The organism is Gilliamella sp. B3127, assembly GCF_026536935.1.
Lineage (GTDB): Bacteria > Pseudomonadota > Gammaproteobacteria > Enterobacterales > Orbaceae > Gilliamella > Gilliamella apicola_E.
Map to the genome: position 1 here is coordinate 383,396 of NZ_JAFNNI010000002.1, position 26,168 is coordinate 409,563.

General features: G+C 35.9%; 26 protein-coding genes and 1 other RNA gene. 21 read left to right on the forward strand and 6 right to left on the reverse strand.

Annotated elements, in window-relative coordinates; genetic code table 11:
- Positions 1–55: 55 nt before the first annotated feature.
- Entirely contained in the window at positions 56–964 is a 909-nt protein-coding gene (locus J3U00_RS04800; RefSeq protein WP_065563371.1) for an SPFH domain-containing protein, read from the forward strand.
- Between the two features lie 73 nt (positions 965–1,037).
- Positions 1,038–1,502 carry an NfeD family protein gene (locus J3U00_RS04805; RefSeq protein ID WP_267331737.1) on the forward strand — a complete coding sequence of 155 codons (465 nt, stop codon included), beginning with the start codon at positions 1,038–1,040 and terminating at the stop codon, positions 1,500–1,502.
- A gap of 165 nt (positions 1,503–1,667) precedes the next feature.
- On the opposite strand, the gene bglX is transcribed toward J3U00_RS04805, so the two are convergent.
- The 3 genes from bglX to dapD form a co-directional block, all read right to left on the reverse strand.
- The gene (bglX, locus tag J3U00_RS04810; protein WP_267331738.1) at positions 1,668–3,941 is read right to left on the reverse strand and encodes a beta-glucosidase BglX; all 2,274 of its coding nucleotides are present in this window, start codon (positions 3,939–3,941) and stop codon (positions 1,668–1,670) included.
- A 254-nt stretch (positions 3,942–4,195) separates the two neighbouring features.
- A complete protein-coding gene (locus J3U00_RS04815) occupies positions 4,196–4,687 on the reverse strand; it encodes a YajQ family cyclic di-GMP-binding protein (protein WP_267331739.1) in 492 nt (163 codons plus the stop codon).
- A 93-nt stretch (positions 4,688–4,780) separates the two neighbouring features.
- Positions 4,781–5,605, reverse strand: coding sequence for a 2,3,4,5-tetrahydropyridine-2,6-dicarboxylate N-succinyltransferase (gene dapD / locus J3U00_RS04820; protein ID WP_065563367.1), 825 nt, complete (start codon positions 5,603–5,605; stop codon positions 4,781–4,783).
- A gap of 218 nt (positions 5,606–5,823) precedes the next feature.
- Between dapD and J3U00_RS04825 the strand changes: the two genes are divergently transcribed.
- From J3U00_RS04825 to J3U00_RS04840, 4 genes are read left to right on the forward strand one after another with little or no spacing between them, the layout of a single operon-like run.
- Entirely contained in the window at positions 5,824–6,300 is a 477-nt protein-coding gene (locus J3U00_RS04825) for a prepilin-type N-terminal cleavage/methylation domain-containing protein (RefSeq protein ID WP_267331740.1), read from the forward strand.
- Positions 6,294–6,857 carry a prepilin peptidase-dependent protein gene (locus J3U00_RS04830; protein ID WP_220225763.1) on the forward strand — a complete coding sequence of 188 codons (564 nt, stop codon included), beginning with the start codon at positions 6,294–6,296 and terminating at the stop codon, positions 6,855–6,857. The genes J3U00_RS04825 and J3U00_RS04830 overlap by 7 nt, the downstream gene beginning before the upstream one ends.
- 40 nt (positions 6,858–6,897) lie before the next feature.
- The gene (locus J3U00_RS04835) at positions 6,898–7,281 is read left to right on the forward strand and encodes a DUF2509 family protein (protein WP_267331850.1); all 384 of its coding nucleotides are present in this window, start codon (positions 6,898–6,900) and stop codon (positions 7,279–7,281) included.
- A complete protein-coding gene (locus J3U00_RS04840; RefSeq protein ID WP_176713942.1) occupies positions 7,274–7,612 on the forward strand; it encodes a type IV pilus modification PilV family protein in 339 nt (112 codons plus the stop codon). Before J3U00_RS04835 ends, J3U00_RS04840 begins: the two co-directional genes overlap by 8 nt.
- Here the strand turns inward: J3U00_RS04840 and J3U00_RS04845 are convergent.
- On the reverse strand, positions 7,584–8,471 hold the full coding sequence (locus J3U00_RS04845) for a LysR family transcriptional regulator (protein ID WP_267331741.1): 888 nt from the start codon (positions 8,469–8,471) through the stop codon (positions 7,584–7,586). The two genes, J3U00_RS04840 and J3U00_RS04845, sit on opposite strands and share 29 nt — an antisense overlap.
- 244 nt (positions 8,472–8,715) lie before the next feature.
- Here J3U00_RS04845 and J3U00_RS04850 point away from each other — a divergent pair, with 244 nt between their 5' ends.
- Positions 8,716–9,375 carry an HAD family hydrolase gene (locus J3U00_RS04850; RefSeq protein ID WP_416380189.1) on the forward strand — a complete coding sequence of 220 codons (660 nt, stop codon included), beginning with the start codon at positions 8,716–8,718 and terminating at the stop codon, positions 9,373–9,375.
- On the opposite strand, the gene J3U00_RS04855 is transcribed toward J3U00_RS04850, so the two are convergent.
- Positions 9,372–10,115: an alpha/beta fold hydrolase gene (locus tag J3U00_RS04855; RefSeq protein WP_267331742.1), complete on the reverse strand. Its 744-nt coding sequence runs from the start codon at positions 10,113–10,115 to the stop codon at positions 9,372–9,374. The genes J3U00_RS04850 and J3U00_RS04855 overlap by 4 nt on opposite strands.
- A gap of 123 nt (positions 10,116–10,238) precedes the next feature.
- Here J3U00_RS04855 and J3U00_RS04860 point away from each other — a divergent pair, with 123 nt between their 5' ends.
- The 14 genes from J3U00_RS04860 (at position 10,239) to J3U00_RS04925 (ending at position 25,640) form a co-directional block, all read left to right on the forward strand.
- A complete protein-coding gene (locus J3U00_RS04860; RefSeq protein WP_267331743.1) occupies positions 10,239–12,182 on the forward strand; it encodes an exoribonuclease II in 1,944 nt (647 codons plus the stop codon).
- A 192-nt stretch (positions 12,183–12,374) separates the two neighbouring features.
- Positions 12,375–12,614: a YecH family metal-binding protein gene (locus J3U00_RS04865; protein WP_065563359.1), complete on the forward strand. Its 240-nt coding sequence runs from the start codon at positions 12,375–12,377 to the stop codon at positions 12,612–12,614.
- Between the two features lie 166 nt (positions 12,615–12,780).
- On the forward strand, positions 12,781–13,437 hold the full coding sequence (locus J3U00_RS04870; protein WP_065563358.1) for a hypothetical protein: 657 nt from the start codon (positions 12,781–12,783) through the stop codon (positions 13,435–13,437).
- A 19-nt stretch (positions 13,438–13,456) separates the two neighbouring features.
- Positions 13,457–15,016: a glucan biosynthesis protein G gene (locus J3U00_RS04875; protein ID WP_065563357.1), complete on the forward strand. Its 1,560-nt coding sequence runs from the start codon at positions 13,457–13,459 to the stop codon at positions 15,014–15,016.
- Positions 15,017–15,037: 21 nt separating this feature from the next.
- Complete coding sequence (mdoH, locus tag J3U00_RS04880; protein ID WP_220225755.1) at positions 15,038–17,392, forward strand: glucans biosynthesis glucosyltransferase MdoH; 2,355 nt, start codon at positions 15,038–15,040, stop codon at positions 17,390–17,392.
- Positions 17,393–17,455: 63 nt separating this feature from the next.
- Positions 17,456–18,430 carry an elongation factor P--(R)-beta-lysine ligase gene (epmA, locus tag J3U00_RS04885; protein WP_065563355.1) on the forward strand — a complete coding sequence of 325 codons (975 nt, stop codon included), beginning with the start codon at positions 17,456–17,458 and terminating at the stop codon, positions 18,428–18,430.
- Between the two features lie 2 nt (positions 18,431–18,432).
- Positions 18,433–19,788, forward strand: a complete 1,356-nt coding sequence (gene rmuC / locus J3U00_RS04890) for a DNA recombination protein RmuC (RefSeq protein WP_267331744.1) — start codon at positions 18,433–18,435, stop codon at positions 19,786–19,788.
- 76 nt (positions 19,789–19,864) lie between these two features.
- Complete coding sequence (gene xseB, locus J3U00_RS04895) at positions 19,865–20,104, forward strand: exodeoxyribonuclease VII small subunit (protein ID WP_065563353.1); 240 nt, start codon at positions 19,865–19,867, stop codon at positions 20,102–20,104.
- Positions 20,097–20,966, forward strand: coding sequence for a (2E,6E)-farnesyl diphosphate synthase (gene ispA, locus J3U00_RS04900; RefSeq protein ID WP_220225753.1), 870 nt, complete (start codon positions 20,097–20,099; stop codon positions 20,964–20,966). Before xseB ends, ispA begins: the two co-directional genes overlap by 8 nt.
- Positions 20,967–20,981: 15 nt before the next feature.
- Entirely contained in the window at positions 20,982–22,844 is a 1,863-nt protein-coding gene (dxs, locus tag J3U00_RS04905) for a 1-deoxy-D-xylulose-5-phosphate synthase (protein WP_416379888.1), read from the forward strand.
- A 7-nt stretch (positions 22,845–22,851) separates the two neighbouring features.
- A complete protein-coding gene (zapA, locus tag J3U00_RS04910) occupies positions 22,852–23,136 on the forward strand; it encodes a cell division protein ZapA (protein WP_267331746.1) in 285 nt (94 codons plus the stop codon).
- A gap of 65 nt (positions 23,137–23,201) precedes the next feature.
- Positions 23,202–23,384: non-coding RNA, 6S RNA (gene ssrS / locus J3U00_RS04915), on the forward strand.
- A 28-nt stretch (positions 23,385–23,412) separates the two neighbouring features.
- Positions 23,413–23,952 (forward strand): 5-formyltetrahydrofolate cyclo-ligase, encoded by a 540-nt coding sequence (locus tag J3U00_RS04920; RefSeq protein WP_267331747.1) that lies wholly within the window; start codon positions 23,413–23,415, stop codon positions 23,950–23,952.
- A gap of 227 nt (positions 23,953–24,179) precedes the next feature.
- Positions 24,180–25,640, forward strand: a complete 1,461-nt coding sequence (locus J3U00_RS04925) for a catalase (RefSeq protein WP_267331748.1) — start codon at positions 24,180–24,182, stop codon at positions 25,638–25,640.
- A 239-nt stretch (positions 25,641–25,879) separates the two neighbouring features.
- On the opposite strand, the gene J3U00_RS04930 is transcribed toward J3U00_RS04925, so the two are convergent.
- Positions 25,880–26,125 carry a hypothetical protein gene (locus tag J3U00_RS04930; RefSeq protein ID WP_065563348.1) on the reverse strand — a complete coding sequence of 82 codons (246 nt, stop codon included), beginning with the start codon at positions 26,123–26,125 and terminating at the stop codon, positions 25,880–25,882.
- Positions 26,126–26,168 lie beyond the last annotated feature (43 nt).

A 26,168-nucleotide genomic window follows, 5' to 3' on the forward strand; every position in this document is an offset into this window, starting at 1 on the left:
TTCTAATACCAATTAGAATAATCAATACATTAATAAAATTTAGAGATTTTGATATATGCCAATATTTTATATTCTTATTGCGATAATAGTTTTATTAGCTATCGTAACCGTTTTTAAAGCTATTACCATTGTTCCACAAGGATACCAATATACCATCGAGCGTTTTGGTAAATACACTCATACGCTTGAGCCTGGCTTAAACATCATTATCCCATTTATGGATGGTGTGGGTCGCAAAATTAATATGATGGAACAAGTTCTTGATATCCCATCTCAAGAAGTTATTTCTAAAGATAATGCGAATGTACAAATTGATGCGGTTTGCTTTATTCAAGTACAAGAAGCGGCAAGAGCTGCTTACCAAGTTAATCAACTTGAGCGTGCGGTTATTAATCTGATGATGACAAACATTCGTACCGTACTTGGTAGTATGGAACTTGATGAAATGTTATCACAACGTGATCACATCAACTCAAAACTTCTTAGCATTGTTGATGATGCAACTAGCCCTTGGGGAATTAAAATTACCCGTATCGAAATTCGTGACGTTCGCCCACCAGCAGAACTTATTGCAGCCATGAACGCGCAAATGAAAGCTGAACGTAACAAACGTGCTGAGATCCTTGAAGCAGAAGGTATCCGCCAAGCGGCTATTTTACGCTCTGAAGGTGAAAAACAGTCAGAAATATTAAAAGCAGAAGGTGAAAAACAAGCTGCTTTTTTACAAGCAGAAGCGCGTGAACGTGCTGCCGAAGCCGAAGCAAAAGCTACACAAATGGTTTCAGAAGCGATTGCTGCTGGTAATATTAATGCGATCAACTACTTCGTTGCTCAAAAATATACTGAAGCTTTACAACAAATCGGTGCTTCAGATAACAGTAAAGTAGTGATGATGCCACTAGATGCTTCTAGCTTAATGGGTAGCATTGGCGGTATTGCAGAATTAATTAAAAACTCTAAATAATTTGCTTTAGTGAAACAATTCTTCCTAATCTAATTAGGAAGATATTATATTTTAATAAATTAGGTAACAATCAATGACTGATTTTTTAACGGTTATTTATGATTATCCTCACTGGGTATTTATTGCTTTAGGTGGTATTTTACTGATCCTTGAGCTATTGGGAACTTCCGGATATGGGCTTTGGAGTGGGATTGCAGCCATTGTTGTTGGTTTAATAGCTTGGGTTGTCCCTTTATCTTGGCCAATTCTATGGATTTTATTTGCTATTTTTACTTTGGTATCGGCTTATCTTTGGTGGGTGTGGTTAAAAAAACATGGTAAAGATAAATCTGGTAAAAGTGAAATCAATCAACCCCAACAAGAATTAATCGGAATCAAAACCATCGTTACCGAGGCTATAATTAATGGTTCGGGTCGGGTAAAAATAAAAGATGGCACATGGTCAGCAAAATGTAACCAAGATCTAGAGATTGGACAACCTGTTGAAGTGATTGCTGTTGATGGATTAGTTCTGAAAGTAAAAGCACTCAATAGATAATTGTAATAATAAATGGATTAAATACGAGTCATTGACTCGTATTTTTTTACCTTAAAAACGTAAACGATATCAGTAAATAATCTTATATATTAGTCTTAAAGGTTGAAAGATTGAAAGATTGAATAAAAGAACTAAACCGTCGATTAAAACCGACGGTTTTTGTGTTTATTTATCAAGTAAAGTGAATGTTTGCTTTTGTTTGGTTGTCGAATCTGAGCCTACAAACACATTAAATTTACCTGGTTCTGCAACATATTGCATTTTGTCATTCCAGAATTTTAACATGTCATATTTGATAACAAATTTTACTTGGCCTTTTTCGTGAGGTTTAAGTGCTATTTTCTCAAATCCAACTAACTCCTTGACAGGACGGCTAACTGAAGCAGTCACATCTTGCAAGTATAATTGGACAACTTGCGTCCCCTCTCTATCACCAGTATTTTCTACATTGGCTATCACTTCGATTTCACCATTTGGAGACATTTCAGTTTTTGATAGTGAAAAATCAATCGTAAAATTGGTATAACTCAAACCATAACCAAATGGAAATAACGGTTCGTTTGGACTATCAAAATAAGAAGTGGTGTATTTACCCATATTGACCGTACCATGAGGTCGACCAGTATTTAATTGACCATAATAAACAGGAATTTGACCAACATTATCTGGGAAAGACATCGGTAATTTACCTGATGGGTTATAATCACCAAAGAGAACATCAGCTACAGCATTACCACCTTCAGTACCTAAAAACCAAGTTTCAAGCATCGCATCGGCTTGTTCATATTCTTCTTTCACGGTAAGTGGGCGCCCATTCATCAATGCAATAATTAGTGGTTTACCTGTTGCTTTTAATGCTGTGATTAAACGTTTTTGGCTTGCTTGCAAATTTAGGTCAGTTCGGCTTGATGATTCATGCGCCATCCCTTCGGCTTCGCCAACAAATAAAACAACAGCATCTGATCTTTTAGCTTGAGCAACCGCTTCGGCAATCATTTTATCAGCAGGTCTTTTATCAAATTTAGTGATCTCTTCATATAAATTTAAGAATTTATAAAGATTTGGATCATCCGAAATATTGGCACCCCATGCATAGCTAACTAATTTTGGATTAATAACAGCATTCTTAATCCCTTCCAAAGGGGTTACGGCTAAATTAGCTCGCCCAGCACCAGACCAACTACCCAAAATATCGCGTTTTGAATCTGCTAACGGTCCAATCACCGCAATTTTTTTATTTTTGCTCAACGGTAAAACATTGTTTTCATTTTTTAACAATACAATACTACGACGCGCAACATCCCTTGCTTCTGCACGATGTAAACGATCGTTGGCGAACATGGTTTCAATATCAAAATTAGGATCTAAATTTCGATGAGGATTTTTAAATAATCCCATATCATATTTCAGTTCTAATACATGACGACACGCTTGGTTAATCTGCTCTTGAGAGATTGCACCTTCATTAACTAGTTCTGGTATAAACTGTAAAAAATACTCATCATTCATACTGATATCAATACCAGCTAGGATCGCAATTCTAACTGCATCTTTAGCGTCTTTTGCCACACCGTGATTAATTAATTCACGAATAGCACCATGATCACTAACCACTACACCATCAAAATGCCATTGATCACGCAGTACCTCGGTTAATAACCAATGATTAGAGGTAGCAGGAATACCGTTTACACTAACAAGTGCAACCATAACCGCTCGGCTGCCTGCATCTACAGCCGCTTTATATGGTACAAGATATTCTTGGAACATTTTTCGTTCACTCATATCCGTACTATTATATTCACGACCAGCTTCAACCGCACCATATAGCGCAAAATGCTTAACGGTTGTCACTAATGATTTTTTATCCTCAAGAGACTGTTTTTGCATTTTTTCGACAAAAATACGTCCTGCTTCCGACGCTAAATAAGGATCTTCACCAAATCCTTCTGACACTCGGCCCCACCTTGGATCTCGCGTAATATCGACCATTGGCGCCCAAGTTACATTAAGCCCATCAGAAGTTGCTTCATCAGACGATACTTCAGCAACTTTACCTATCGCATCACGATCCCAAGTTGCAGCAATCCCTAAATTAATAGGAAATACCGTACGATGACCATGAATAATGTCAAAACCAAAATAAACAGGGATTTTATTCGGCGATTTTAATGCTCTTTCTTGCATTTGTGATAGATCGGGCTCAACTACAGTATTAAAAATACCACCAATTTCACCCGCTTCAATTTGATCAAGGACTTTGTCTAGTGTAAGATCGCCACCCACACTGATTAATCGCAGTTGCCCTACTTTCTCTTTAATCGTCATCTTTGACATCAAGTCATCAATAAACGCTTTCTTTTCTTCACTATTGGGATTTTGAGCAAATAAAGGAGATGAAAAAATAAAAAAAACGAGAAATAATACGAATTTTTTCATAATAATAAGTATTTTTAAATTTAAGAGGATAGACAAGCGGATAGCATAACGTATTTAACTAAAAAAATCTCGTTATTTAGAAATAGCATCCCTAAAAATAAAGATAAAAGCATTTATTCTTAAAAATTTAAGCTTAAAAAAGTGCGTTCCTCAACTTTTTTTAAGATTTATTAAGGTAATAGATAAAAAAATATTGCCGAAAAATGCTTTAAAAGGGAGTCATCAAGTCGGCAATAATCATGAATGAAGATCTATTAATCGCGGAAATTAGTAAATTGGAAAGGTTGCCCTAATTCACCATTTTTGACTAATGCCATGGCAGCTTGTAAATCATCACGAGACTTACCTGTAACGCGAACCTGCTCACCTTGTACTTGAGCTTGCACTTTAAGTTTACTGTCTTTAATCAGCTTAACTATTTTTTTAGCTAACTCTTTATCGATACCTTGTTTTAGTTTGACCGTAATACTATAAAATTTTCCGCTATGTTCCAGCTCTTCAGGAATTTCTAGCGCTCCGCCATCAATACCACGTTTGGCCAATTTATCACGTAAAATATCCAATAGCTGTTGAACTTGGAAATCGGATTGGCTAGTTGCTTTGATGGTTTCATTTTTTTCATTGAGCTCAAAAGATGCTTCGACATTTTTGAAGTCCCAACGAGTGGTCAGTTCACGAATCGCATTATCGACACCGTTTTTAACTTCTGGCATTTGAATTTCTGACACAATATCAAAAGAAGGCATAAATTTTCCTCTTCTAATCGTTATAAATATTACTTATTTTAAACAACTCTTTTAATTGCCGCCACAATATTTACGGCGGCATTATTATTAAGATTAATCGATAGTACGAAGTAATTCGTTGATACCAACTTTACCTAAAGTTTTAGCATCGACTTTTTTCACAATAACTGCACAATAAAGGCTATATTTGCCATCTTTAGTTGGTAAGTTACCTGATACCACAACCGAACCAGCTGGAACACGTCCGTAATGAACTTCACCAGTTGCTCGATCATAAATTTTAGTACTTTGACCAATAAATACGCCCATTGAGATCACACTGCCTTCTTCAACAATCACACCTTCAACGATTTCACTACGAGCACCAATAAAACAGTTATCTTCGATAATAGTTGGGTTTGCTTGTAATGGTTCTAACACACCACCAATACCAACACCACCAGATAAGTGAACATTTTTACCAATTTGTGCACATGAACCAACTGTTACCCAAGTATCAACCATCGTGCCTTCATCAACATAAGCACCGATATTTACGTAAGATGGCATTAATACGGTATTACGAGCAACATAAGCACCTTTACGCGCAATTGCTGATGGAACTACACGGAAGCCTTCTTGTTGGAAGCGAGCTTCATCATAATCAGCAAATTTTAATGGCACTTTGTCATAATAATTTGTTGCGCCACCATCAATAAGTTGATTTTCATTAATACGGAAAGAGAGCAATACCGCTTTTTTTAACCATTGATGAGTCACCCAATCGCCATTAATCTTTTCCGCGACACGCATTTTACCGCTGTCTAATAGAGCGATACATTGATTAATTGCATCACGTGTTACAGTATCAACATTCGAAGGCGTAATTTCAGCACGACGTTCAAATGCTGCCTCAATAATAGTTTGTAATTGTTGCATTTCTCGTTTCCTTTAACTTTAAGTCCGTTAGCAAATTTAATTGGGCAAACAGTATAATATAATATGCAGTTATTTTTAAGTGGTTTATCGTATCATTGAGATTTCTCAAAAAGGATAAATTATTTGGAATACCTTTCACAAAATCTGAACAATATTTAATTCAGTTGTTTTCTTTGAATATAAAGTTGAATCCTCATTAAATCTTATAACAAAAAATAATGCAAAACGATGGATTTTCTTTAGTAGAACTTTTATTTGTTATCTGTATTGGTGCTATTTTGGCTTCAATAGGTGTACAACATTGGAAGGAATTACAGCTCCGTAACGAACTTACTACTACCACAAAACAGCTAGCCTATTTTCTTGAGGAAGCCCAAGCCAAAGCTTATTACGCAAACGAAAATGTCCACATCTATTATTTTTTGACGCCTTGGTGCTTAAGCATCAGCAAAGGCGAAAAACCAGCGACTTGCCAAGAAGGCTCTAGCTATTTTATTAAACCCAACAATTCTGTTGAATTAAATGATTTAGCCGATAAAAAAACCATCTCTTTTTGGGGGCGAAAAAATATGGCTCAAACCGGTACATTCGAATTGCATAATGCCATTGGCACCACACAAATTATTATTTCATATCGCGGGCGGATTCGGTTTTGTAAGAAAAATAGTTATTTACCAGGGCTGCCGCGATGTTAAAGCAAGATGGATTTTCGTTATTTGAAATGATGTTAAGCATCACCTTTTCTAGCTTAATTTTCATTGGCATCACAGCTTTTTATAGTAAATTACAATCGATTATACTTCAGCAAAATCTTAATACCCATCTACAAAGGAATATTCATCAAGGTATTGTTAGTATTTCCAAAGATTTGAAACGTGCTGGATTTATCGCCAATAAACCAGAAAAGATAAGTCAGCAACCAATTGAAATCAACCCAGCAAAAAATTGCTATATCTTCCGTTACGATAGCGAGATCCGCAATGATTGGGTTCATAATACGACTATTCCAACCAAATCAGATATCTTTGCGTATCGGCTTTATAATAATAATTTGGAATATAAAGTTGGAACAATCAATTGCGAAGGTGTCAATTGGGAGAAAATTTTCGATCCTCACGACATTAAAATCACTCAATTTTCAATCAAAAAACAAAATAATCATTTTGAGATAGATATTAGTGCTCAATTGAAGAAAAACAAAAAAATTAAATATCAAACAACAACCATTATTAAAAATGAAAATCCCTTTTAATCGTTCAGTAACTCAATATGATGGCTTTAGCACGCTTTTGATGGTGATCATATTAACCATTGTTGGACTTCTTTTGCTAACGGGGTTTCAAATTACCATTGATTCGATAAAAAGGAGCTATTTGATTGAAACCAAATATTATCGTCAGTTTAATCAAGCTAGTTCCAGTTTAAATTGGGCAACCAAACAAATTTGGCAACCGCCAACTGAAGAGTGGCAATGCTTATGTGATACTCAATATCAATTAAAAGCATGTATAAAAAAATCGCGATTAAAAGTGGATAACTACACCCTAGTACGTGGACAGGCTAATGATGATTATTTCCTTTATATGTTAACGCATTTTGAAGATAACCAACTTATTGTTGAAAAAGGTCATTGGTTAGATTATTGCCCTGAAAAGAAGATGATTGATTGTGAATAGTAAAAATATAAGTAATAAAAAAACAGCTGGCTTTAGTTTAATTGAAGTTATGTTGTCATGTTTAATGTTTGCCATCATCATGCTGGGTTTTATTCGTTATTTAACCTCAATTATTAATCAACACCACTATTTTCATCAACATTTCAAAGCACAGCAAATGGCGTTTGCTTTACTTGATAGTTACCCTCATACGGTAGATAAAATCATACCAAAAGAGTGGCAATATCAAGTTTACAGCCAACCTTATAGTGCACCTTGTAAAATGGTTTTTATTGATATCACCCCACCGAATCATAAAACGATTAAACAACAACGTTTGTTATGTGATTGATGTTCATTTCTAAAAATAAATTACGCTGTTTATTTTCATTTTTTTCATTCCATGCAACCGCAATATCCCATCCCGTTTGAGCTAATTCAAGCGTGACAAGTTTTACACCTTTAGGTAGAAAATGACAAACACTAGCAGGCACAAAAGCAATGCCATTTTTGGCAGCAATTAAAGCCAAAAGAGAGGGAAGATCATTCGTCGCCCCACCCTGTTTTGGTATAGCGTTTATAGCCTCAAGTAATAATTTTGTTTGCTCGGTCAAACAAGGCGCCAAGTAGGGGTTTATATGTAATAAGGGATGCGTTTCTAGTACACATTTAAGATTGTTCCTACTGACTTTTAGATTATTTGGAACTGCTAGCACGATATACTCTTTAAATAACATAATTGAACTCAATGACTCTGGCACAGGCATACGGACAAAACCAATATCTAATTCCCCCTGCATTAGCAGAGTAATTTGCTCGTTTGAAGGAAGTTGTTTTGCTGAAACATGGCATTGCGGATTTCTTTCAGAAAAAGTTCGAATCCATTTAGGAACATGTTGAAAACAAGATATGCCAAAACCGATTGAAAGAACTCCATTCATGTTTTTTTTAATATTATTAGCAAAGAGTAAAAATTTCTTATTCTGTTGTAATAGTTTTTTTACTTCAGGATATAGCGCCTTCCCAACTTCAGTTAACTTTGCGCCATTCCGACCACGAATAAACAGTCTTCGATCAATTGCTCGTTCAAATGCTTGAATTTGTTTAGTTAACGCGGGTTGTGTTATAAATAATTGCTCAGAAGCGACACGGTAATTCCCTACCTCAACAAGTGCGACGAAAGCTCGTAGCAACTTCATTTCAATGTCCATATCCATTCCTAATTGTTATCAAATCAGTCATTTTTTTCATTATACATAATTACTTTTACTATTTATATTAATTTCAATAAGTACAATTAGTTATGAATAAAATTAAGATATTTATTGTTAAATGGACGCTCTTCTATAAGTCCAAAGATTCAATGTAAATAGTTAAATTCTTGGCTAAGGTTAACGCACGGGGTAAAAAACTTATGAGTAAGGCAATAAAAAAATTTCTGCGGTTTTATTTGATATGGATGGGGTTCTAATTGATTCAAATACCGTTATTGAAAAAGCATGGATTGAGGCTGGCAAGTTATATGGAATAACCGTCAAGGATGACGATATTGTTAAACATATTCATGGCCAACCCGGGCCACATACGATTAAAGCACTGTTTGGGCATCTATCAACTGAAGCGCAAAAAAGTGTTCAAGACTATATCATGCACGCTGAAAATACTGCTGATTATGATCCAATACCAGGTGTTGCACAATTAATACATGCCTTAGCGAAAGCCAAAATTAGGGTGGGGATTGTAACCAGTGGTTGGCGCGAAAAAATAGATCGAATAATGGCAATGCTGAATATTCAGGAATGTATTTCTGTGATAGTGGAACGAAACGATGTGGCTCGTGGAAAACCCTACCCCGATCCTTATCTTCTTGGCGCTAAACGCCTTATGCTACCACCCGCTGAAACGTTAGTATTTGAAGACTCAATAAGTGGCGTGACTTCAGCAGTTGAAGCTGGCGCCTATTGTGTTGGAATAGGCGATGCTGAGCTTATCAAACACGGAGCACAAACTGCGATCCCAGACTTTTCAAAAGTTAACGTGATAAATGATAGCATTATTGTGTTGGATGACGACCATAAGCTCATTTTAAACAATGCATCAACCACAATCGATTAGATGAAGCTTTTAATGTTTGTATGTAAAAGTTGTAAAACTTGCTGAGTTTTTTCTGCATGAACATTATGACCAGCACCTTCTACTATTTCAATTTGAGCATTTGGAAATTGGCTAAATATTGCTGGATAATCCTTATCAGTAATATAGTTTGAATTGCCACCTCGGATGAATAATGTCGGTACGTTACAAGGTGAAATTGTCTGCCAATCGCATATATTGTCATATTGATTAATAATGACTTGAGCATTAAACAACCAATGCTGATGTTTAAAAGATTTAAGTAAAAATGAAATTGTCGAGGCACTTAAATCATGCATAAGCTCAATAATCTGCTTTTTATCAGTTAATTGTTGATTAATACATTTTTCTAAAGCGTTAAGAACAGGTGCATTTGCCGTTTGATTATATTTAACTGGCGCAATATCAATGACACAGATTTTAGAAACAGGAATAAGTTGGCTTAATTGCATGGCAACTTTTCCTCCCATTGAATGGCCGATTAATATAATATTTTGTAACTGCAAATCATGACATAATTCAGCAACATCTTCAGCCATCACTTCATAATTCATAACATTTGACCATGGTGATTGACCATGATTGCGCAAATCAACCTGAATAGTTTGGTAATGACTAGACAGATCTTTAGCTAACATATTTAAATTATCTAGGCTTCCAAATAAACCATGCATCAATAAAACTGGTTGATTATCACCCTGTATTTTATAGTTTAATTTCATTATGCCACTCTACAATTTATAGTAATTAAGACTGTTTCGTCATCACTAATAAACAATTCAATAACCCCAAAAGCATAACTATGATAGAATTTAGTTCAAATTTTTCAATTAATATTAAAAACTATGTTTCAAAATAACCCTTTACTAGCCCAACTAAAAAAAGAATTATATGAACAAAAACCTCGTGTTGAAGGTATCGTCCGAGCGCATGAAAAAGGTTTTGGCTTTCTAAATGTTGACAACAAAACTGACTACTTTATTGCTGTTTCGAAAATGAAAATGGTTTGTCATGGTGATAAAGTTTCTGGCACTATTTCCACCATTAACGATAAAACATCATTTGAACCTGAAGTATTAATTGAAAGTAGTTTACAAAAATTTATTGGCAAAATTGGTTTTTTAGATAATGCGATGGTCATTTATCCCGAAAATATACCTGTCAATTTTGCCATTCGCTGTAAAGTTAATCCTGAAGTAAAGCAAAAATTAAAAGAAGGTGATTGGGTTGTTGCCACCTTACAATCTCATCCATTAGAAAAAAATAAAAATCATTTTCTTGCTGAAATAACAAAATTTATTGCCAGTGCTGATTCAATTTATCAACTATGGCTTAAAACTTTGGCTCGTTATAATTTAGAAGACAAAGCTCCGCAAGCTGAATCTTTAACAATTTCAGAGACTGAAAAAGAAAATCGTCAAGATTTAACGGATATTCAATTTTTTACAATTGACAGTGAAAATACCGAAGATATGGACGATGCAATTACCATTTCACAAGATGATATGGGTAATTATAACCTGATGATCGCCATCGCTGATCCAACCGCATATATTGAGCAAGATAGTGAAATCGACAATATCGCAAAAAACCGAAACTTTACCACCTATCTGCCCGACTTTAATATTCCAATGTTACCAAAACAGTTAGCGGACGATCTTTGTTCATTAAAAGCTAACCAAAAACGTCCAGCTATGGTTTGTAAAATTAAAATTGATAAAAATGGCGAATTTACGAATGATGATATCAGTTTTTTACCCGCATGGATTGAATCGAAAGCTAAGCTTTCTTACCACAATGTGTCTGAATTTTTAGAGAATCGTGATGATTTAAATATCGATGACGCGGCAATAAAAAACCAACTAAAATTATTATCAGAATTGGCAAAAACACGGATAAATTGGCGCCAACAAAATGCGTTAGTTTTCAAAGTGAACAATGATTATCGATTTATTCTTGATAATAATCGTCAAGTAAAAACAATCATTAAAGAATCACGTGGCATCGGCAATAATATTGTTGAAGAAGTGATGATTATCGCTAATTTAGCGCTCACCATGTATTTGAAAGAAAAAGTAGGTACTGGCGTATTTAACACTCATTCAGGCTTTGATACCAAATACATTGAACAAATATTAAAAATATTAGCAGACAATGGCATTACAGATTTTGATAAAGAATCACTTACTTCATTTGAAGGCTATGTTAAATTCCGCCGATTAAGTGATGATAATGACTTCTTATCAACACGATTAAGAAAGTTCCAAACACCTGCTGATTTCTCTATAAAACCAGAACCTCACTTTGGTTTAGGATTTGATGCTTATGCAACATGGACTTCACCAATTCGAAAATATGGTGATATGATAAACCATCGTATACTTAAAGCCTCGCTTAAAGCAGAAGCCTTAACAGCTCCATCCAACGAACAATTAGAGAGCATGGCTGATAGACGTAAAAAATTACGTTTAGCTGAGCGTGATATTGCCGAAAACCTTTATTGCCAATATTTATCTAACAAAATAGGACAAGCGTTCGCAGCGGAAATATTAGATATCAACCGTGGCGGTGCAAGAGTTCGTTTAAATGATATTGGCGCATTAGCATTTTTACCACTGTCAATGATTCATGCCGTGCGCGATGAAATATCAACTAGTCCGGATGAAGGGCTAATTAAAATTAAAGGCGAAACTGCATACAAAATTGCTGATTTGATCACTGTTAAAATTCATGAAATTAAAATGGAAAATCTATCGGTTATTGTGAAACTGAATGAATCTAACTCTTAAATTCCCTAGTCAATTTAATCAGTTACAAGCTATGATTAATAACCCTGATAATTATCAGGGTTAAGCTAAAAAATATTAATAATATTTTTAACATTTATCCTCTTTTTTTTAATAATAATATCTGCTATCTTTCACCGCTCAAAAAAATAAAAAATAAAGCTAGTTTAAACTGCTATATGGAGAGGAAAAAAGATGTCAATTCACGGCCACGAAGTGTTACAAATGATGGATGGGAATGATTATACTGAATCATCTTTACTTGAAGCCATACACAAAAAATTTGGTACCGAGGCTAAATTTCATACCTGTTCCAACTCCGATATGAATGCCGAGCAACTTATTGCCTTTTTAAAAGCAAAAGGAAAATTTAAGCCGGCTTCAATTGATGATTCACAATTTACCGTCGATGTTCGAAAAATATGTCGACATTAATAAAAACTTACAAAAGAATAATAAATGCGTTTTTATAAATTTAATGTAATCATCTAGTGTTTTTAAAAGAATAAGAGTATATAATTTCGCGCTACGGCTCCACTAAAAAGTGTAAGTTGCTCATCCTGAAATTACAACTCAAGAATATGTTCGTGGAATTTGATATATGAAAATAAGTAATATCCTTACATGCGCCATTGTCTCTATTCTTGCCGCAGGCTGTGTAAAAAACAATACGTCTTCAACCGATGGTAAAACTGAAGTTGATCAGTTAGCGATTTTAAAGCAACAATCTGAACAAAATAATTCGTTTGTTGTGGACGCAAAAAAACAATTACTTCAACTCGTTGGAGACAAACACTTTGACAGCTATATAACCAAACACGGTATTTTAAACTGTAAAGGTGACAGCAACCAATCTTCCTGTGTGCTAAATTTTTATCTCAAAGAATTCTACAAGCTAAAATATGACATTCAACTTAAAAGAGTCGTCGAGGAAAACCAAGCTGAACATAATCTTGAGTTGAAAAAAATCACACCAACTGATGGTAATGTTAAAAATTACTGTCAATGGTCAGCAGATTTTATTGAAGCAGTTTATACCAATGATATCAATAATATAACCCAAAGTTATCAAACTTTATTTAAGATGTCAGTGCAAGATTTGGCCGCTTTAAAAGCTAAAATTCTCAAAGATAACTACTCTCACTTTTTGATTGATGAAAACCCAAGTATTCTTCAAGAGATGAGAAGCGACTTTATGGAAAAATGCTTAAGTAGCCCTAAAGACAATATTATCAATTACAACAATATTTTTAGATAATACTCAAGTGAGTCTTTTTATGTACAATTTATTACCTATTAGTCGATTTAGTAAAACATTAACTTGCAAGATAGTTTGTATCGCATCCTTATCTTGTTTAAGTTTTTCTTCATGGGCTTTTACATTTAACGATGTTGTGACACAAGCAGAAAAACTATCAAAAAAAGCTTATGTCCAACCATCTAAAAATATTCCTAGTGAATTATCGTCACTACAATTTGCCGATTATCAAAAGATTTATTTTAAGCATGATAAAGCATATTGGAGCGATCGCAAAAGTCGTTTCAAACTCGAATTTTATCATGAAGGTATGTATTTTGATGTACCTGTCAAAATTAATGAGATTGTAAACAATCAAGTTAATGAAATTAAATTTAGCCCAGATTACTTCGATTTAAGTCCTATTAATTTAGATAAGTTAGATACTAAAAAACTAGGCTTTGCTGGATTTAAAGTGCACTATCCAATCAATAACCCAGCAAAAACCGACGATGAAATATTTACCGCACTAGGTGGTAGCTATTTCCGTGCTGTTGGTAAAAATCAGCATTATGGTCTTTCAGCTCGTGGACTTGCGATTGATACAGGCGAAATGTCTGGCGAAGAGTTTCCACGTTTTAAAGAGTATTGGATTGAACGCCCAGAACCAAATCAAAAACACTTAGTCATTTATGCCCTACTTGATTCTAAAAGTGTAACAGGGGCTTACAAAATTACCTTAATCCCAAGTGTTGATACTACTATTACTGTAGAAGCCAAAGTATTCTTCCGTGATTCAGTTAAAAAACTTGGTGTGGCACCATTGACTAGTATGTTCTTATTTGGCCCTAACCAACCATCACCACTATTAAACTATCGTCCAGCAATGCACGATTCTAATGGACTTTCAATCCAGGCCAAAAATGAGTGGATTTGGCGTCCATTAAATAATCCTAAACGCTTATCTTTTTCATCATATAGTTTAGAAAGCCCTAAAGCATTTGGTTTAATTCAACGTGACAAAGGTTTTGATGACTATCAAGATCTCGACGACCATTACGAACTTCGTCCAAGTGTATGGGTTGAAATATTGAATGATTGGCATAAAGGTCGAGTTGAATTGGTTGAAATCCCTACCGCAGATGAAACCAACGACAACATCGTTACCTACTGGGTACCCGAAAAACAATATAAAGCTGGTGATGTGTTAGATGTTAAATATCGATTACATTATTCACTCAACGAACAACAACGTTATCCAAAAAATGAAGCTAGAGCAGAAAGTACGCGCTTATCATTAGGTGATATAAAACAAGCAAACTTAATACGTAAACTTGATGGTTCTAATGCTTATGTTGTGGATTTTGTTGGTCCAAACTTATCAGAGCAAGACCCAGTTGACGTTATTTCAAGTATTAATAATGGTTCAATAGTTAGCTGTGATACACAATACAACTCTGTAACAAAAGGTTGGCGAGTACTAGTGCGATTCAACGTTGAAGATAACAAAAAACCAACTGACATTCGCCTTCAATTATCGTCGAAAAAATCACATACGATCGTGTCCGAAACTTGGAGCGGACAATTTCCGGCTCAATGATCTTAATAATAAGCACATAACATGAAAAAAGATTATTTCGAAAACCTATCTGACGCCGAATATTGGCGTCAGAAATCGGAAGACTTGCCAAACGATAAACTCGAATTTCTAAAATATCGACTCAATCAAGTTGGCAACACTGATCATTTTAATGATGAAAGAAAACAACAACCAACTTATCCAAAAGTTGAGCGTGTTTCGGTTCAACCACAAATTTGGAATGAACGTTATAGTCCTCAATCCAAACCTGGTCTGAATATCATCGCACTTATTCGTCGTTTAATTATGTTTGTGCTTATTGCCATACAAACTTATTACGGCACAACTTACTTATCAACCTTATTACCTTATCAAAGCTGGCAACAAATCAATTTTATGGCAAATTGGGATATCAACCCAGAACTTGCCATTTACAGCATCATTCCTTATATCATACAAGGTTTTATCATTGCCTTATTTGCTATCCTATTTTGTTGGATTTCAATAGGATTTTGGACTAGCATCATGGGGCTTATTTTGGCGGTGATCAAAAAAGATCGCTACACTATTGCCATCCCCAATGATCCTGCTAACCACATTGACGCCAAACATCGTACTGCATTAGTCATGCCAATTTGTAATGAAGATGTTTCACGGGTATTTGCAGGGCTAGAAGCAACTTATGAATCGCTAGTTGAAACAGGACATGCGCAGTGTTGTGATTTTTATATTCTAAGCGACACCAATGATCCCGATCTCTATGTCAATGAATTAAAAGCATGGGCTGAATTTAACGCTAAAAAAGCTGACAATGGTTGTAATATCTTTTATCGCCACCGTAAGCGTCGCGTAAAACGTAAAAGTGGTAACATCGATGACTTCTGCCGTCGTTGGGGGCACCAATATGAATACATGATGATTCTTGATGCCGATAGTATTATGACCGGTGATTGTATCTTAAAAATGATCGCAATGATGGAAATGAATCCAAAAGCAGGTATTTTACAGTCTCCGCCTAAATCGGTCAGAATGACAACCTTATATGGTCGTATTCAACAATTTGCCAATCAAATATACAGTGATATTTTTTGCTCAGGTACTCACTTCTGGCAATTAAGTGAAGCCCAATATTGGGGTCACAATGCTATGATTCGCTTAAAACCATTTATTGAGCACTGTATTTTATCGCCATTACAAAAACGTAAAGGCCCTATTCATATCTTATCGCACGATTTAGTTGAAGCGACGTTAATGCGTCGTGCGGGTTATGGCGTATGGATTGCGTATGATATGAATGGTAGTTATGAAGAGCTACCAGGAAACATGATAGAAGATCTCAAACGCGATAATCGCTGGTGTATGGGTAATTTGATTAATTTGCGATTAATCTTTAAAAGTGGAATTACTTTAACTCACCGTGTGATGTTTTTAACCAGTGGTATGGCTTACATCTCGTCACTATTGTGGTTAATCTTCTTGATCTTCTCAACACTCTTATTATTAGTGTTCAATATATCTGAACCACAATACTTCTTCCAACCTAACCAATTTTATCCAACGTGGCCAAAGTGGGATGAACAATTAGCTATTCAATTACTTTCAACCACAATGGTATTACTTTTTGCACCTAAACTGTTTAGTTATGGCATTATTATTGCTCGAACAGGTGCAAAAGATGTGGGTGGAATATTCAAATTATCATTATCGATTTTAATTGAAATGGTATGGTCGATGATCCTTGCACCAATCCGCATGATCTTCCACAGCAAGTTTGTGGTTAAAGCATGGCTGGGTAGCAAAATTCAATGGAAATCACCAGCAAGAAACGATGATGCCTTAACTTGGGGTGAATCATTCTACTTCTGTTGGCCATTATCGCTACTAGGCATAGTTTGGTTATGTGTGATTATTTGGTTAAATCCTCAATTTACTTATTGGTATATAGCGATATTAATTCCATTAACCATTTCACCATTAGTTGTCCGTATTTCTGGCTTATCAAGTATTGGTATGAAAGCCAAAAAAGCAGGGTTATTCTTAACACCGGAAGAAACTCATCCGTCGCGAGCAGTAAAACTAACTGGTGACTATTTAGTCCAAACCGAAGCTGCTTTTATTGAACATGGCTTTATTATGGCGCTTGTCGATCCTATTTATAATGCGTTAGCCTGTGCATTATCGACTTCTCGTCATTTACCTAACTCAAAAAATCAGCAGTTACGAAAACAACTTATTGAGCATTATCAACAAGTGGATTTAGAAAAAATTAGTAAAGAACAACAATTAGCGATCTTAGAAGATCCAATTATTCTTTCTGCACTTCATCGCCATATCTGGCATCAACAAGAAAAATACGACAATTTGTTCACATTGTGGCAAAATGAATGCCAGCAATAAGAAATAGGGCTTAATGCCCTATTTCGTCTTTTAGAAATTAATCAATATGCATGGATATTTTTTATGACTTGGCAACCTACTGCATCTATTAATAATTTACTTAAGCGCGCTAAAATTGTATCTAAAGTAAGACAGTTTTTTGCTGACCGCTGTATTTTGGAAGTGGAAACCCCGACCCTAAGTCAATATGCGGTAACCGATGTACATCTTAGTTCATTTCATACCTTATTTTTAAAACCGGGTGAAAACGATGAACAACAAGGGCGAAAAATGTCATTGATCACTAGCCCTGAATATCATATGAAACGGTTATTAGCTGCTGGCAGTGGACCGATTTATCAAATCTGTAAATGTTTTCGCAATCATGAAGAAGTAAGCCGTTATCATAACCCTGAATTTACAATGCTCGAATGGTATCGTATTCAATTTGATATGATGCAAATGATCAACGAAGTCGATGATCTACTGCAAAGCATCCTAGATTGTGAACCTGCGGAACGAATCTCTTACCAAAAGGCATTCCAACGTCATCTTAATATTGACCCACTAGAAGCTGATCACGCAACTTTAGTTGAAGCTATCAAACAACTAAATATTGAACTCAACACTGATGATTATGATCGCGACACCTTATTACAATGTTTATTTAGTTTTGGCGTTGAACCGCATATTGGACAAGAAAAACCTATCGCTGTTTATAACTTCCCTGCCTCACAGGCAGCTTTAGCAGCGATCAGTTCAGAAGATCATCGTGTAGCAAGCCGTTTTGAGTTTTATTACAAAGGGGTTGAACTAGCTAATGGATTTAAAGAACTCACCAATCCGCAAGAACAAAAGATGCGTTTTGAACAAAATAATATTGATCGAGCAAATCAAAACTTACCACCACAAAACATCGATATTGAATTAATCGCGGCTATGGAAGCGGGTTTACCCGATTGTGCAGGTGTTGCCGTTGGGCTTGACCGCTTAATTATGTTGGCACTTGATGCAATGAATTTAGATGATGTGATTTCATTCACGTTTGAAAGGGCTTAATCATGTTAGGAAGTTTAGGCTTAAGTGAATGGGCAGTTATAATTATTGCCATTATCGCCTTTGTTTTACTAATTGCCATGCTAAAAGCGCAATTTAAAGCGAATAACCTACATGCCATATATGATTTACAACTTAATCAAAGAAATAAAGAAAATCAGTCATTAATGGCAAATATCACTCAATTAGAACAAGAGTTGAGCCAATACCAACAACAAAATGTTGCTCAAAATATCAAAATTAGTGAATTAAAAACGCGCTTAGAAGAGATTATCAATGCCGCACATGAAAAACAGACAGTTTTAGAACAAAGCGAGCAACGATTAACCACGCAATTTGAAAACTTAGCAAATCGAATTTTTGAGCACAGTGGCAAAAAAATTGAGCAACAAAATAAACAAAGCTTAGAGTTTTTACTCTCACCACTTAAACAACAATTAGAAGGCTTTAAAAAGCAAGTTCAAGATAGCTTTGGTCAAGAAGCCAAAGAGCGCCATACCTTAACTCACGAAATTCGCAACTTACAACAGCTTAACGAACTCATGACGAAAGAAGCCACCAATTTAACCAATGCGTTAAAAGGCAATAACAAAACCCAAGGTAATTGGGGTGAATTTATTCTTAGTCAAGTATTGGATAATTCCGGATTGCGTCAAGGTTACGAATATCACACTCAAGTTAATCTAACTAATGAAGATAACCGACGTCTACAACCAGATGTAATTGTTCACTTACCCCAAGGCGGTGATGTAGTCATCGATTCCAAAGTCACCTTAGTTGCCTATGAACGTTATTTTAATAGTGATGACGAAGAGACAAAAACTAGAGCCATTGCTGATCATTTAATTGCTGTGCGTAATCACTTAAAACAACTTAGTCAAAAAGATTACCATAAACTAAATGGCATTCAATCATTAGACTACATTCTAATGTTCATTCCTGTCGAACCGGCATTTTTATCCGCCATCGATCAAGATCCATCATTAATCAATGATGCATTAAAAAGTAACATCATGATTGTTAGCCCAACTACCCTATTGGTTGCCTTGCGAACTATTCATAATTTATGGCGTTTTGAATACCAAAATCGTAATGCCGAGCTTATTGCTGATAGAGCCAGCAAACTATATGACAAAGTACGTGGATTTATCGAAGATATGGAAAATCTAGGCAACTGTTTGGATAAAGCCCAACAAACCTATCAAAACTCAATGAACAAACTCTCGAAAGGACGTGGTAACGTGATTGGTCAAATAGAACGGTTTAGGGAATTAGGGATTGAAGTAAAAAAACCAATTAATCCGGATATAGCTCAACTATCAGTTGATGAACTTGAAAATGAAAAAGAACAGCTTAGTTAAATTGTTAACTAAAACATCTTAATTCACCATCATAAAAAATACGTGTATACTCATTTGGTATAAGAAGGAGTACGATATGTCAAACAATAATGAAGTCAGTTTCGAAGAAACCATCAAGCAACTTGAAGCAATTGTCACTCAACTTGAAAATGGTGATTTACCATTAGATGAAGCACTAAATGAATTCGAAAAAGGCATCAAACTAGCTCGTTCTGGTCAAAAACAACTTAATGAAGCTGAGCAACGCATCCAAATTTTATTATCTGAAAATAGTGATGCACAATTATCTGAATTTTCCATTGATAATAATGAATAGCCTAAAACCATTACAAGAACGTATTGATAACTATTTAACAACATATATTTCGCAGTTTGCACCATCTAATTTGCAACAAGCGATGAGTTACAGCCTGCTTGCTGGTGGCAAGCGAATACGCCCTATTCTGGTCTATTTAACCGGACAAATGTTTAATTGTCCGCTAACCAAACTCGATTCAGTTGCTGCAGCCATTGAATCGATGCATACCTACTCATTAATTCATGATGACTTACCCGCAATGGATGATGATAATCTAAGGCGAGGAAAACCAACCTGCCACATAAAATTTGGCCAAGCACAAGCCATCCTCGCTGGTGATGCACTACAATCACTAGCATTCAGCCTATTATCCGAAAACCAACAAATCAGCAACCAAAGTAAAATAAAAATGATTGCTGAACTAGCAAGTGCAAGTGGCCTTGCTGGAATGTGTTTAGGTCAATCACTGGATTTACAAGCAGAACACCAAACAGTCACGTTGGAACATTTACAAACTATCCATAACTATAAAACTGGCGCCTTAATTCAAGCGGCAGTAAGGCTAGGTGCTTATTCATGCGATGAGGTAGCTCAACCCTATTACCCAATGTTAGACAACTATGCTAAAGCAATTGGACTAGCATTCCAGATACAAGATGACATATTAGACGTCATTGGTGAACAAGAGCTGATGGGTAAACCACAAGGCTCTGATCTTAAGTTGGAAAAAAGCACTTATCCAGCATTGATGGGTTTACAAAATGCCATCGAAATGACACACAAGTTATATCAACAAGCTATCGATAGTCTGACGCAAATACCTTATAATAGCCAACCATTACAAGACCTTGCTGGTTTTATTATTAATCGAAATAGTTAACTAAATAACTAGATGATAAAAATGAATTTAGACAAATATCCTCTATTAAAGCAAATCAATTCACCTGCGGATCTTAGGCGATATCCGCTCGCACAATTGCCAGCAATTAGTCAGGAACTGCGACAATTTTTATTAGACAGTGTCAGCCAATCTAGTGGTCATTTAGCTTCAGGTCTTGGTGTGGTCGAATTAACAGTCGCGTTGCATTACGTCTATCAGACACCATTTGACAAAATTATATGGGACGTAGGTCATCAAGCTTATCCACATAAAATTCTAACGGGTCGACGCGATCAGATGCTCACTATTCGCCAAAAAGGGGGATTACACCCGTTTCCTCACCGAAATGAAAGTGAATATGATGTATTAACAACAGGACATTCATCAACCTCAATAAGTGCAGCGCTGGGTATTGCCATCGCAGAGCAAAAAAAACAGTCAGGTAAAAAAGTCGCCGCTATTATTGGTGATGGGGCCTTAACTGCTGGTATGGCATTTGAAGCGATGAACCATGCTGGGCACATAAAACCAGATATGCTAGTTATCGTTAATGACAACGATATGTCCATTTCAGAAAACACAGGTGCACTTAATCAACACTTGGCACAAATATTATCAAGCAAAGCCTACACCTCACTTCGTGAAAGTGGCAAAAAAGTGCTTTCCAATATTCCACCATTAAAAGAACTATTCAAAAAAACGGAAGAGCACCTAAAAGGCTTAGTCACTCCGGCTATTTTATTTGAGGAATTAGGTTTTAACTATATTGGTCCTGTTGATGGACATGATATTGAAACATTAGTTGCCACCTTACAAAAAGTCAGACAACTAAAAGGCCCACAATTACTGCATATTATCACCCAGAAAGGAAAAGGTTATGCTCCAGCCGAGCAAAACCCAACCTTATGGCACGGCGTTCCTAAATTTAATCCAAATGAAGGAATATTACCAAGCACAAATAAAATTACCCCAACTTATTCCAAAATCTTTGGTGACTGGCTATGTGAAATAGCAGAGCAAGACAAACGCCTAATGGCAATCACGCCAGCCATGAGCGAAGGTTCTGGCATGACTGAATTTGCTAAACGATTTCCAGATCAATTCTTTGATGTCGCCATTGCTGAACAACATGCAGTTACATTAGCTGCCGGCTTTGCTATTAGCGAATTAAAACCAGTGGTTGCTATCTACTCAACCTTCTTGCAACGAGCTTACGATCAAGTAATTCATGATATTGCCATCCAAAACTTACCGGTTTTATTTGCGATAGACCGCGCGGGCATTGTGGGGGCTGATGGTGAAACCCACCAAGGTGCATTCGATCTAAGCTTTTTACGCTGTATTCCAAACTTAGTCATCATGACCCCAAGTGACGAAAACGAATGCCGACAAATGCTCTACACAGGCTATTTACATGATAGACCTGCATTAGTACGCTACCCTCGAGGCGAAGGCACTGGCGCACATTTAGAGCCACTAAAAACAATACCATTAGGACAATCAAAATGCTGCCGAGAGGGCGAAGAGATCGCTTTACTCAATTTTGGCACACTATTACCTGAAGTTTTACAAGTAGCCGAACAAATAAATGCTACAGTGATAGATATGCGTTTTGTAAAACCACTTGATGAAAAAGTCCTTTTGCACATTAGCCAAAGCCATAATATACTGGTCACCATCGAAGAAAACAGCATCAAAGGTGGAGCAGGAAGCGCTGTTAATGAATTTTTGTTATCGAAAAAAATAAAATGTGATATTTTAAATATCGGATTGCCTGATATTTTTATCCCGCAAGGCTCACAGCAAGAAATGCGCGATGAAGTCGGATTAAACGCTAAACATATAATCGACAAAATTAATAAATTTATCAAACTATAGGTTAAATATGGAAAATCAAGCTGTCACCGTTCAGATTTTTGGGCGAACGTTAAAATTTAATTGTCCAGTCGATGAAGTTGACGCACTTACAAATGCAGCTAAAGATTTAGATGCGCGATTAACAAATTTACGAGAAAAATCCCCCCAAGTTGGAAGCGATCAACTTATCATGACTGCTGCATTGAATATCTCTTACGAACTAACGAAAGAAAAAGAAAAAAGCGATGAATTTGCAAATCGACTAAAAATGCTACAGCAATTACTTGATTCCGCATTAAACGCTAACAATTAGTTAGATGAAATGTAAATAAACCACAAAGACTATTGTATGATTTTCTAAATTTTGTATCATAGTAAACATCTCTGAGATGTTCGCGATATGGGTTAGTCCCCTGAGCCGATAATCTTTAATTTAGAATGGTGTGATTTTTAATTGGTGTGTATGCCTAATTAACTTAGGAAACCTAAAAATTAAAACATGCTATTCACCTTGAACCTCGGGTTCAAGGGTTACGCCCCTAACGGCATCTTGGAGTCTTTATTCCTTCTCTATTTCAAATAAAAACTTATGGACATTCGGCAAACTATACGTCAAAAAAGACGTGAATTATCTCAGGCACAACGCGACAACGCACAAGCCATAATCTACCAAAAAATAAAAAACCATCCAGCCGTCAGCCAAGCACAACATATTGCAATATTCTTATCATTTGATGGAGAAGTCGATACTAAACCGATTATTGAATATCTATGGCAACAAAATAAATCGGTCTATTTACCTGTCCCAGTTGCTGAACATAAACTAATCTTCTTAAATTACACCCCAAATACACCACTAGTAAAAAATAGCTTTGGTATCTTAGAACCAGTAATCGATAAAACTAAAATCATAGATATTGAACAACTTGATATCATCTTTACGCCACTTGTGGCTTTTGATGACCGAGGATTTCGTATCGGTATGGGCGGTGGCTATTATGATCGCTTGCTTGAAAACTACCAACAACAGCAAATTTATCCTATTGGGCTAGCATTTGCCTGCCAAAAAGTTGATCATGTTGATAATCAGCATTGGGATGTTAAATTACCGGAAATCATTTATGCTTAATCAGGTTAAGGACCCATTTTTATATTCACTATCGCTCATTACTAGATTAAAAAATAATTAATTTGTTTTTCTACAATTAACAGCCAATTTAGTTATATAATAAATCGAGCAATATCTTTTTTTACACGCATCACCGTCTTTATCTTATTCCTTAGTAAATTAGTTTTTCAATAAAATCAATCACAACTCTTTAACTATAAAGTTACAATCTAATAAGGAGTATTGCAATGTCAGAAAAAAAAGAACTCACCACCAATAATGGTGCCCCTATTGCCGACAATCAAAACTCTCGCACTGCTGGCTCTCGTGGACCGGTATTGATTGACGACTATCAATTAATCGAAAAACTCGCTCAGTTTAACCGTGAAAATATTCCGGAAAGACGAGTCCATGCCAAAGGCTCTGGCGCACACGGAACATTTACCGTCACCAATGACATTACTCAATATAGCTATGCCAGCATTTTTTCCGAAGTTGGTAAACAAACTCCCGTTTTTGCTCGATTTTCAACTGTTGGCGGTGAACGTGGTTCATCAGACACGGCACGTGATCCACGTGGATTTTCAGTAAAATTTTACACAGATCAAGGTAACTGGGATATCGTCGGTAATAACACGCCAGTATTTTTTATTCGTGATGCACTCAAATTCCCAGATTTTATTCACACCCAAAAACGCGATCCTAAGACCAACTTAAAAGATCCGCAAATGATGTGGGACTTTTTCTCTTTATCGCCAGAATCACTTCATCAAGTAACAATTCTCTTTTCTGACCGAGGCATTCCGGATGGATTTCGACATATGCATGGTTTTGGTAGCCATACTTATAGTTTAATCAACAAAGATAATGTACGAACTTGGGTAAAATGGCATTTTAGAACGGAACAAGGCATTAAAAATATTCATCCTAAAAAAGCCGCAGAACTCGACGGAAGCAACCCTGATTCAGCGCAAGAAGATCTCTTTAATGCCATTGAACAAGGTAACTACCCTAAATGGCGACTTTATATACAAGTGATGAGTGAAGAACAAGCCAATAACCATCCAGAAAACCCATTTGATGTCACTAAAGTTTGGTCGCAAAAACAGTTTCCGCTTATTGAAGTCGGTGTTATGGAGCTTAACCGTAATCCGGAAAACTATTTTGCTGAAGTCGAACAATCCGCATTTGAACCAAGTAATATTGTACCTGGTATTGGCTTATCACCGGATAAAATGTTACAAGGGCGAATTTTTGCGTATGCTGATGCGCACCGTTATCGTATCGGTACAAACTACCAACAATTACCAATCAATGCACCTAAATGCCCGGTACACAATTATCAACGTGACGGAGCTATGCGCTTTTATACGCCAGATAATGCACCAAACTATGAGCCAAATAGTGTTGATAGTGCACCTAAACAACAACCCCAGTATGCTGAGCCACCGATGCATGTCCCTGCCGGCACAATGGATAAATACGATCATCGTGTTGATGGTGATTACTATTCGCACCCACGTGCATTATTTAATTTAATGCGTCCAGATCAAAAACAACTGCTGATTGATAATATTGTCACTTCGATGAAAAACGTCGATCGTGATATTCAAATTAAACAGCTTAAACACTTCTATAAAGTCCATCCCGATTATGGTTCAGGTGTAGCAAAAGGGTTAGGTGTTGAAGTTGATCTAATCAAAAGCTAAAAAGTAAAATAATCGTGCCGACACCATTGTGTCGGCATTGACCTTTGACTTGATAGAGATAAATGTTAATAGCTTTACTGTCTCTCATCACATGTTTCAAAGACCTTGTCAAACTTATCGGGCTGATTAGTCATTACTAAAGAAATTGAATTGTATAAATGCCAAATTAAGGTATTTTCATCCTTAACTTCATAACTTATGCTATCAGAGTAGCTACATTTTGATTCTAAATCGATAAATTATTTGCCGCCTTTAAAGTAGCTCGATTTTATCTCACATGAAATCATTTCTTGCCCGGTATAATCATCCAGTTTACCTTTTTGATAATTTATAAAACGATTACCGCAATAACAAGACTCATAAATCACATTTTTATTATTTAACTCGGTCAACATCTCCCACTTGCCATAATTTTCATGATCCAAATGAGGCTTAGCATTTACTACAAACATAAAAACAATAAAAATAAATAGCAGTCTTTTCATTGTTTAGCTCATTCAACTTGACTGATTAGAAATGGCTTATCAT

Excerpts from the sequence above, each read along its gene's own strand:
- J3U00_RS04845 (WP_267331741.1), bottom strand. The coding sequence starts at position 8,471 with ATGGACATTGAAATGAAGTTGCTACGAGCTTTCGTCGCACTTGTTGAG.
- J3U00_RS04925 (WP_267331748.1), top strand. The coding sequence starts at position 24,180 with ATGTCAGAAAAAAAAGAACTCACCACCAATAATGGTGCCCCTATTGCC.
- epmA (WP_065563355.1), top strand. The coding sequence starts at position 17,456 with ATGACTTGGCAACCTACTGCATCTATTAATAATTTACTTAAGCGCGCT.
- J3U00_RS04855 (WP_267331742.1), bottom strand. The coding sequence starts at position 10,115 with ATGAAATTAAACTATAAAATACAGGGTGATAATCAACCAGTTTTATTG.
- J3U00_RS04875 (WP_065563357.1), top strand. The coding sequence starts at position 13,457 with ATGTACAATTTATTACCTATTAGTCGATTTAGTAAAACATTAACTTGC.
- rmuC (WP_267331744.1), top strand. The coding sequence starts at position 18,433 with ATGTTAGGAAGTTTAGGCTTAAGTGAATGGGCAGTTATAATTATTGCC.
- ispA (WP_220225753.1), top strand. The coding sequence starts at position 20,097 with ATGAATAGCCTAAAACCATTACAAGAACGTATTGATAACTATTTAACA.
- J3U00_RS04825 (WP_267331740.1), top strand. The coding sequence starts at position 5,824 with ATGCAAAACGATGGATTTTCTTTAGTAGAACTTTTATTTGTTATCTGT.
- J3U00_RS04860 (WP_267331743.1), top strand. The coding sequence starts at position 10,239 with ATGTTTCAAAATAACCCTTTACTAGCCCAACTAAAAAAAGAATTATAT.
- zapA (WP_267331746.1), top strand. The coding sequence starts at position 22,852 with ATGGAAAATCAAGCTGTCACCGTTCAGATTTTTGGGCGAACGTTAAAA.
- mdoH (WP_220225755.1), top strand. The coding sequence starts at position 15,038 with ATGAAAAAAGATTATTTCGAAAACCTATCTGACGCCGAATATTGGCGT.
- J3U00_RS04830 (WP_220225763.1), top strand. The coding sequence starts at position 6,294 with ATGTTAAAGCAAGATGGATTTTCGTTATTTGAAATGATGTTAAGCATC.
- J3U00_RS04870 (WP_065563358.1), top strand. The coding sequence starts at position 12,781 with ATGAAAATAAGTAATATCCTTACATGCGCCATTGTCTCTATTCTTGCC.
- dapD (WP_065563367.1), bottom strand. The coding sequence starts at position 5,605 with ATGCAACAATTACAAACTATTATTGAGGCAGCATTTGAACGTCGTGCT.
- J3U00_RS04815 (WP_267331739.1), bottom strand. The coding sequence starts at position 4,687 with ATGCCTTCTTTTGATATTGTGTCAGAAATTCAAATGCCAGAAGTTAAA.
- J3U00_RS04850 (WP_416380189.1), top strand. The coding sequence starts at position 8,716 with ATGGATGGGGTTCTAATTGATTCAAATACCGTTATTGAAAAAGCATGG.
- J3U00_RS04805 (WP_267331737.1), top strand. The coding sequence starts at position 1,038 with ATGACTGATTTTTTAACGGTTATTTATGATTATCCTCACTGGGTATTT.
- J3U00_RS04835 (WP_267331850.1), top strand. The coding sequence starts at position 6,898 with ATGGTGATCATATTAACCATTGTTGGACTTCTTTTGCTAACGGGGTTT.
- xseB (WP_065563353.1), top strand. The coding sequence starts at position 19,865 with ATGTCAAACAATAATGAAGTCAGTTTCGAAGAAACCATCAAGCAACTT.
- J3U00_RS04920 (WP_267331747.1), top strand. The coding sequence starts at position 23,413 with ATGGACATTCGGCAAACTATACGTCAAAAAAGACGTGAATTATCTCAG.
- J3U00_RS04865 (WP_065563359.1), top strand. The coding sequence starts at position 12,375 with ATGTCAATTCACGGCCACGAAGTGTTACAAATGATGGATGGGAATGAT.
- bglX (WP_267331738.1), bottom strand. The coding sequence starts at position 3,941 with ATGAAAAAATTCGTATTATTTCTCGTTTTTTTTATTTTTTCATCTCCT.
- J3U00_RS04800 (WP_065563371.1), top strand. The coding sequence starts at position 56 with ATGCCAATATTTTATATTCTTATTGCGATAATAGTTTTATTAGCTATC.
- J3U00_RS04930 (WP_065563348.1), bottom strand. The coding sequence starts at position 26,125 with ATGAAAAGACTGCTATTTATTTTTATTGTTTTTATGTTTGTAGTAAAT.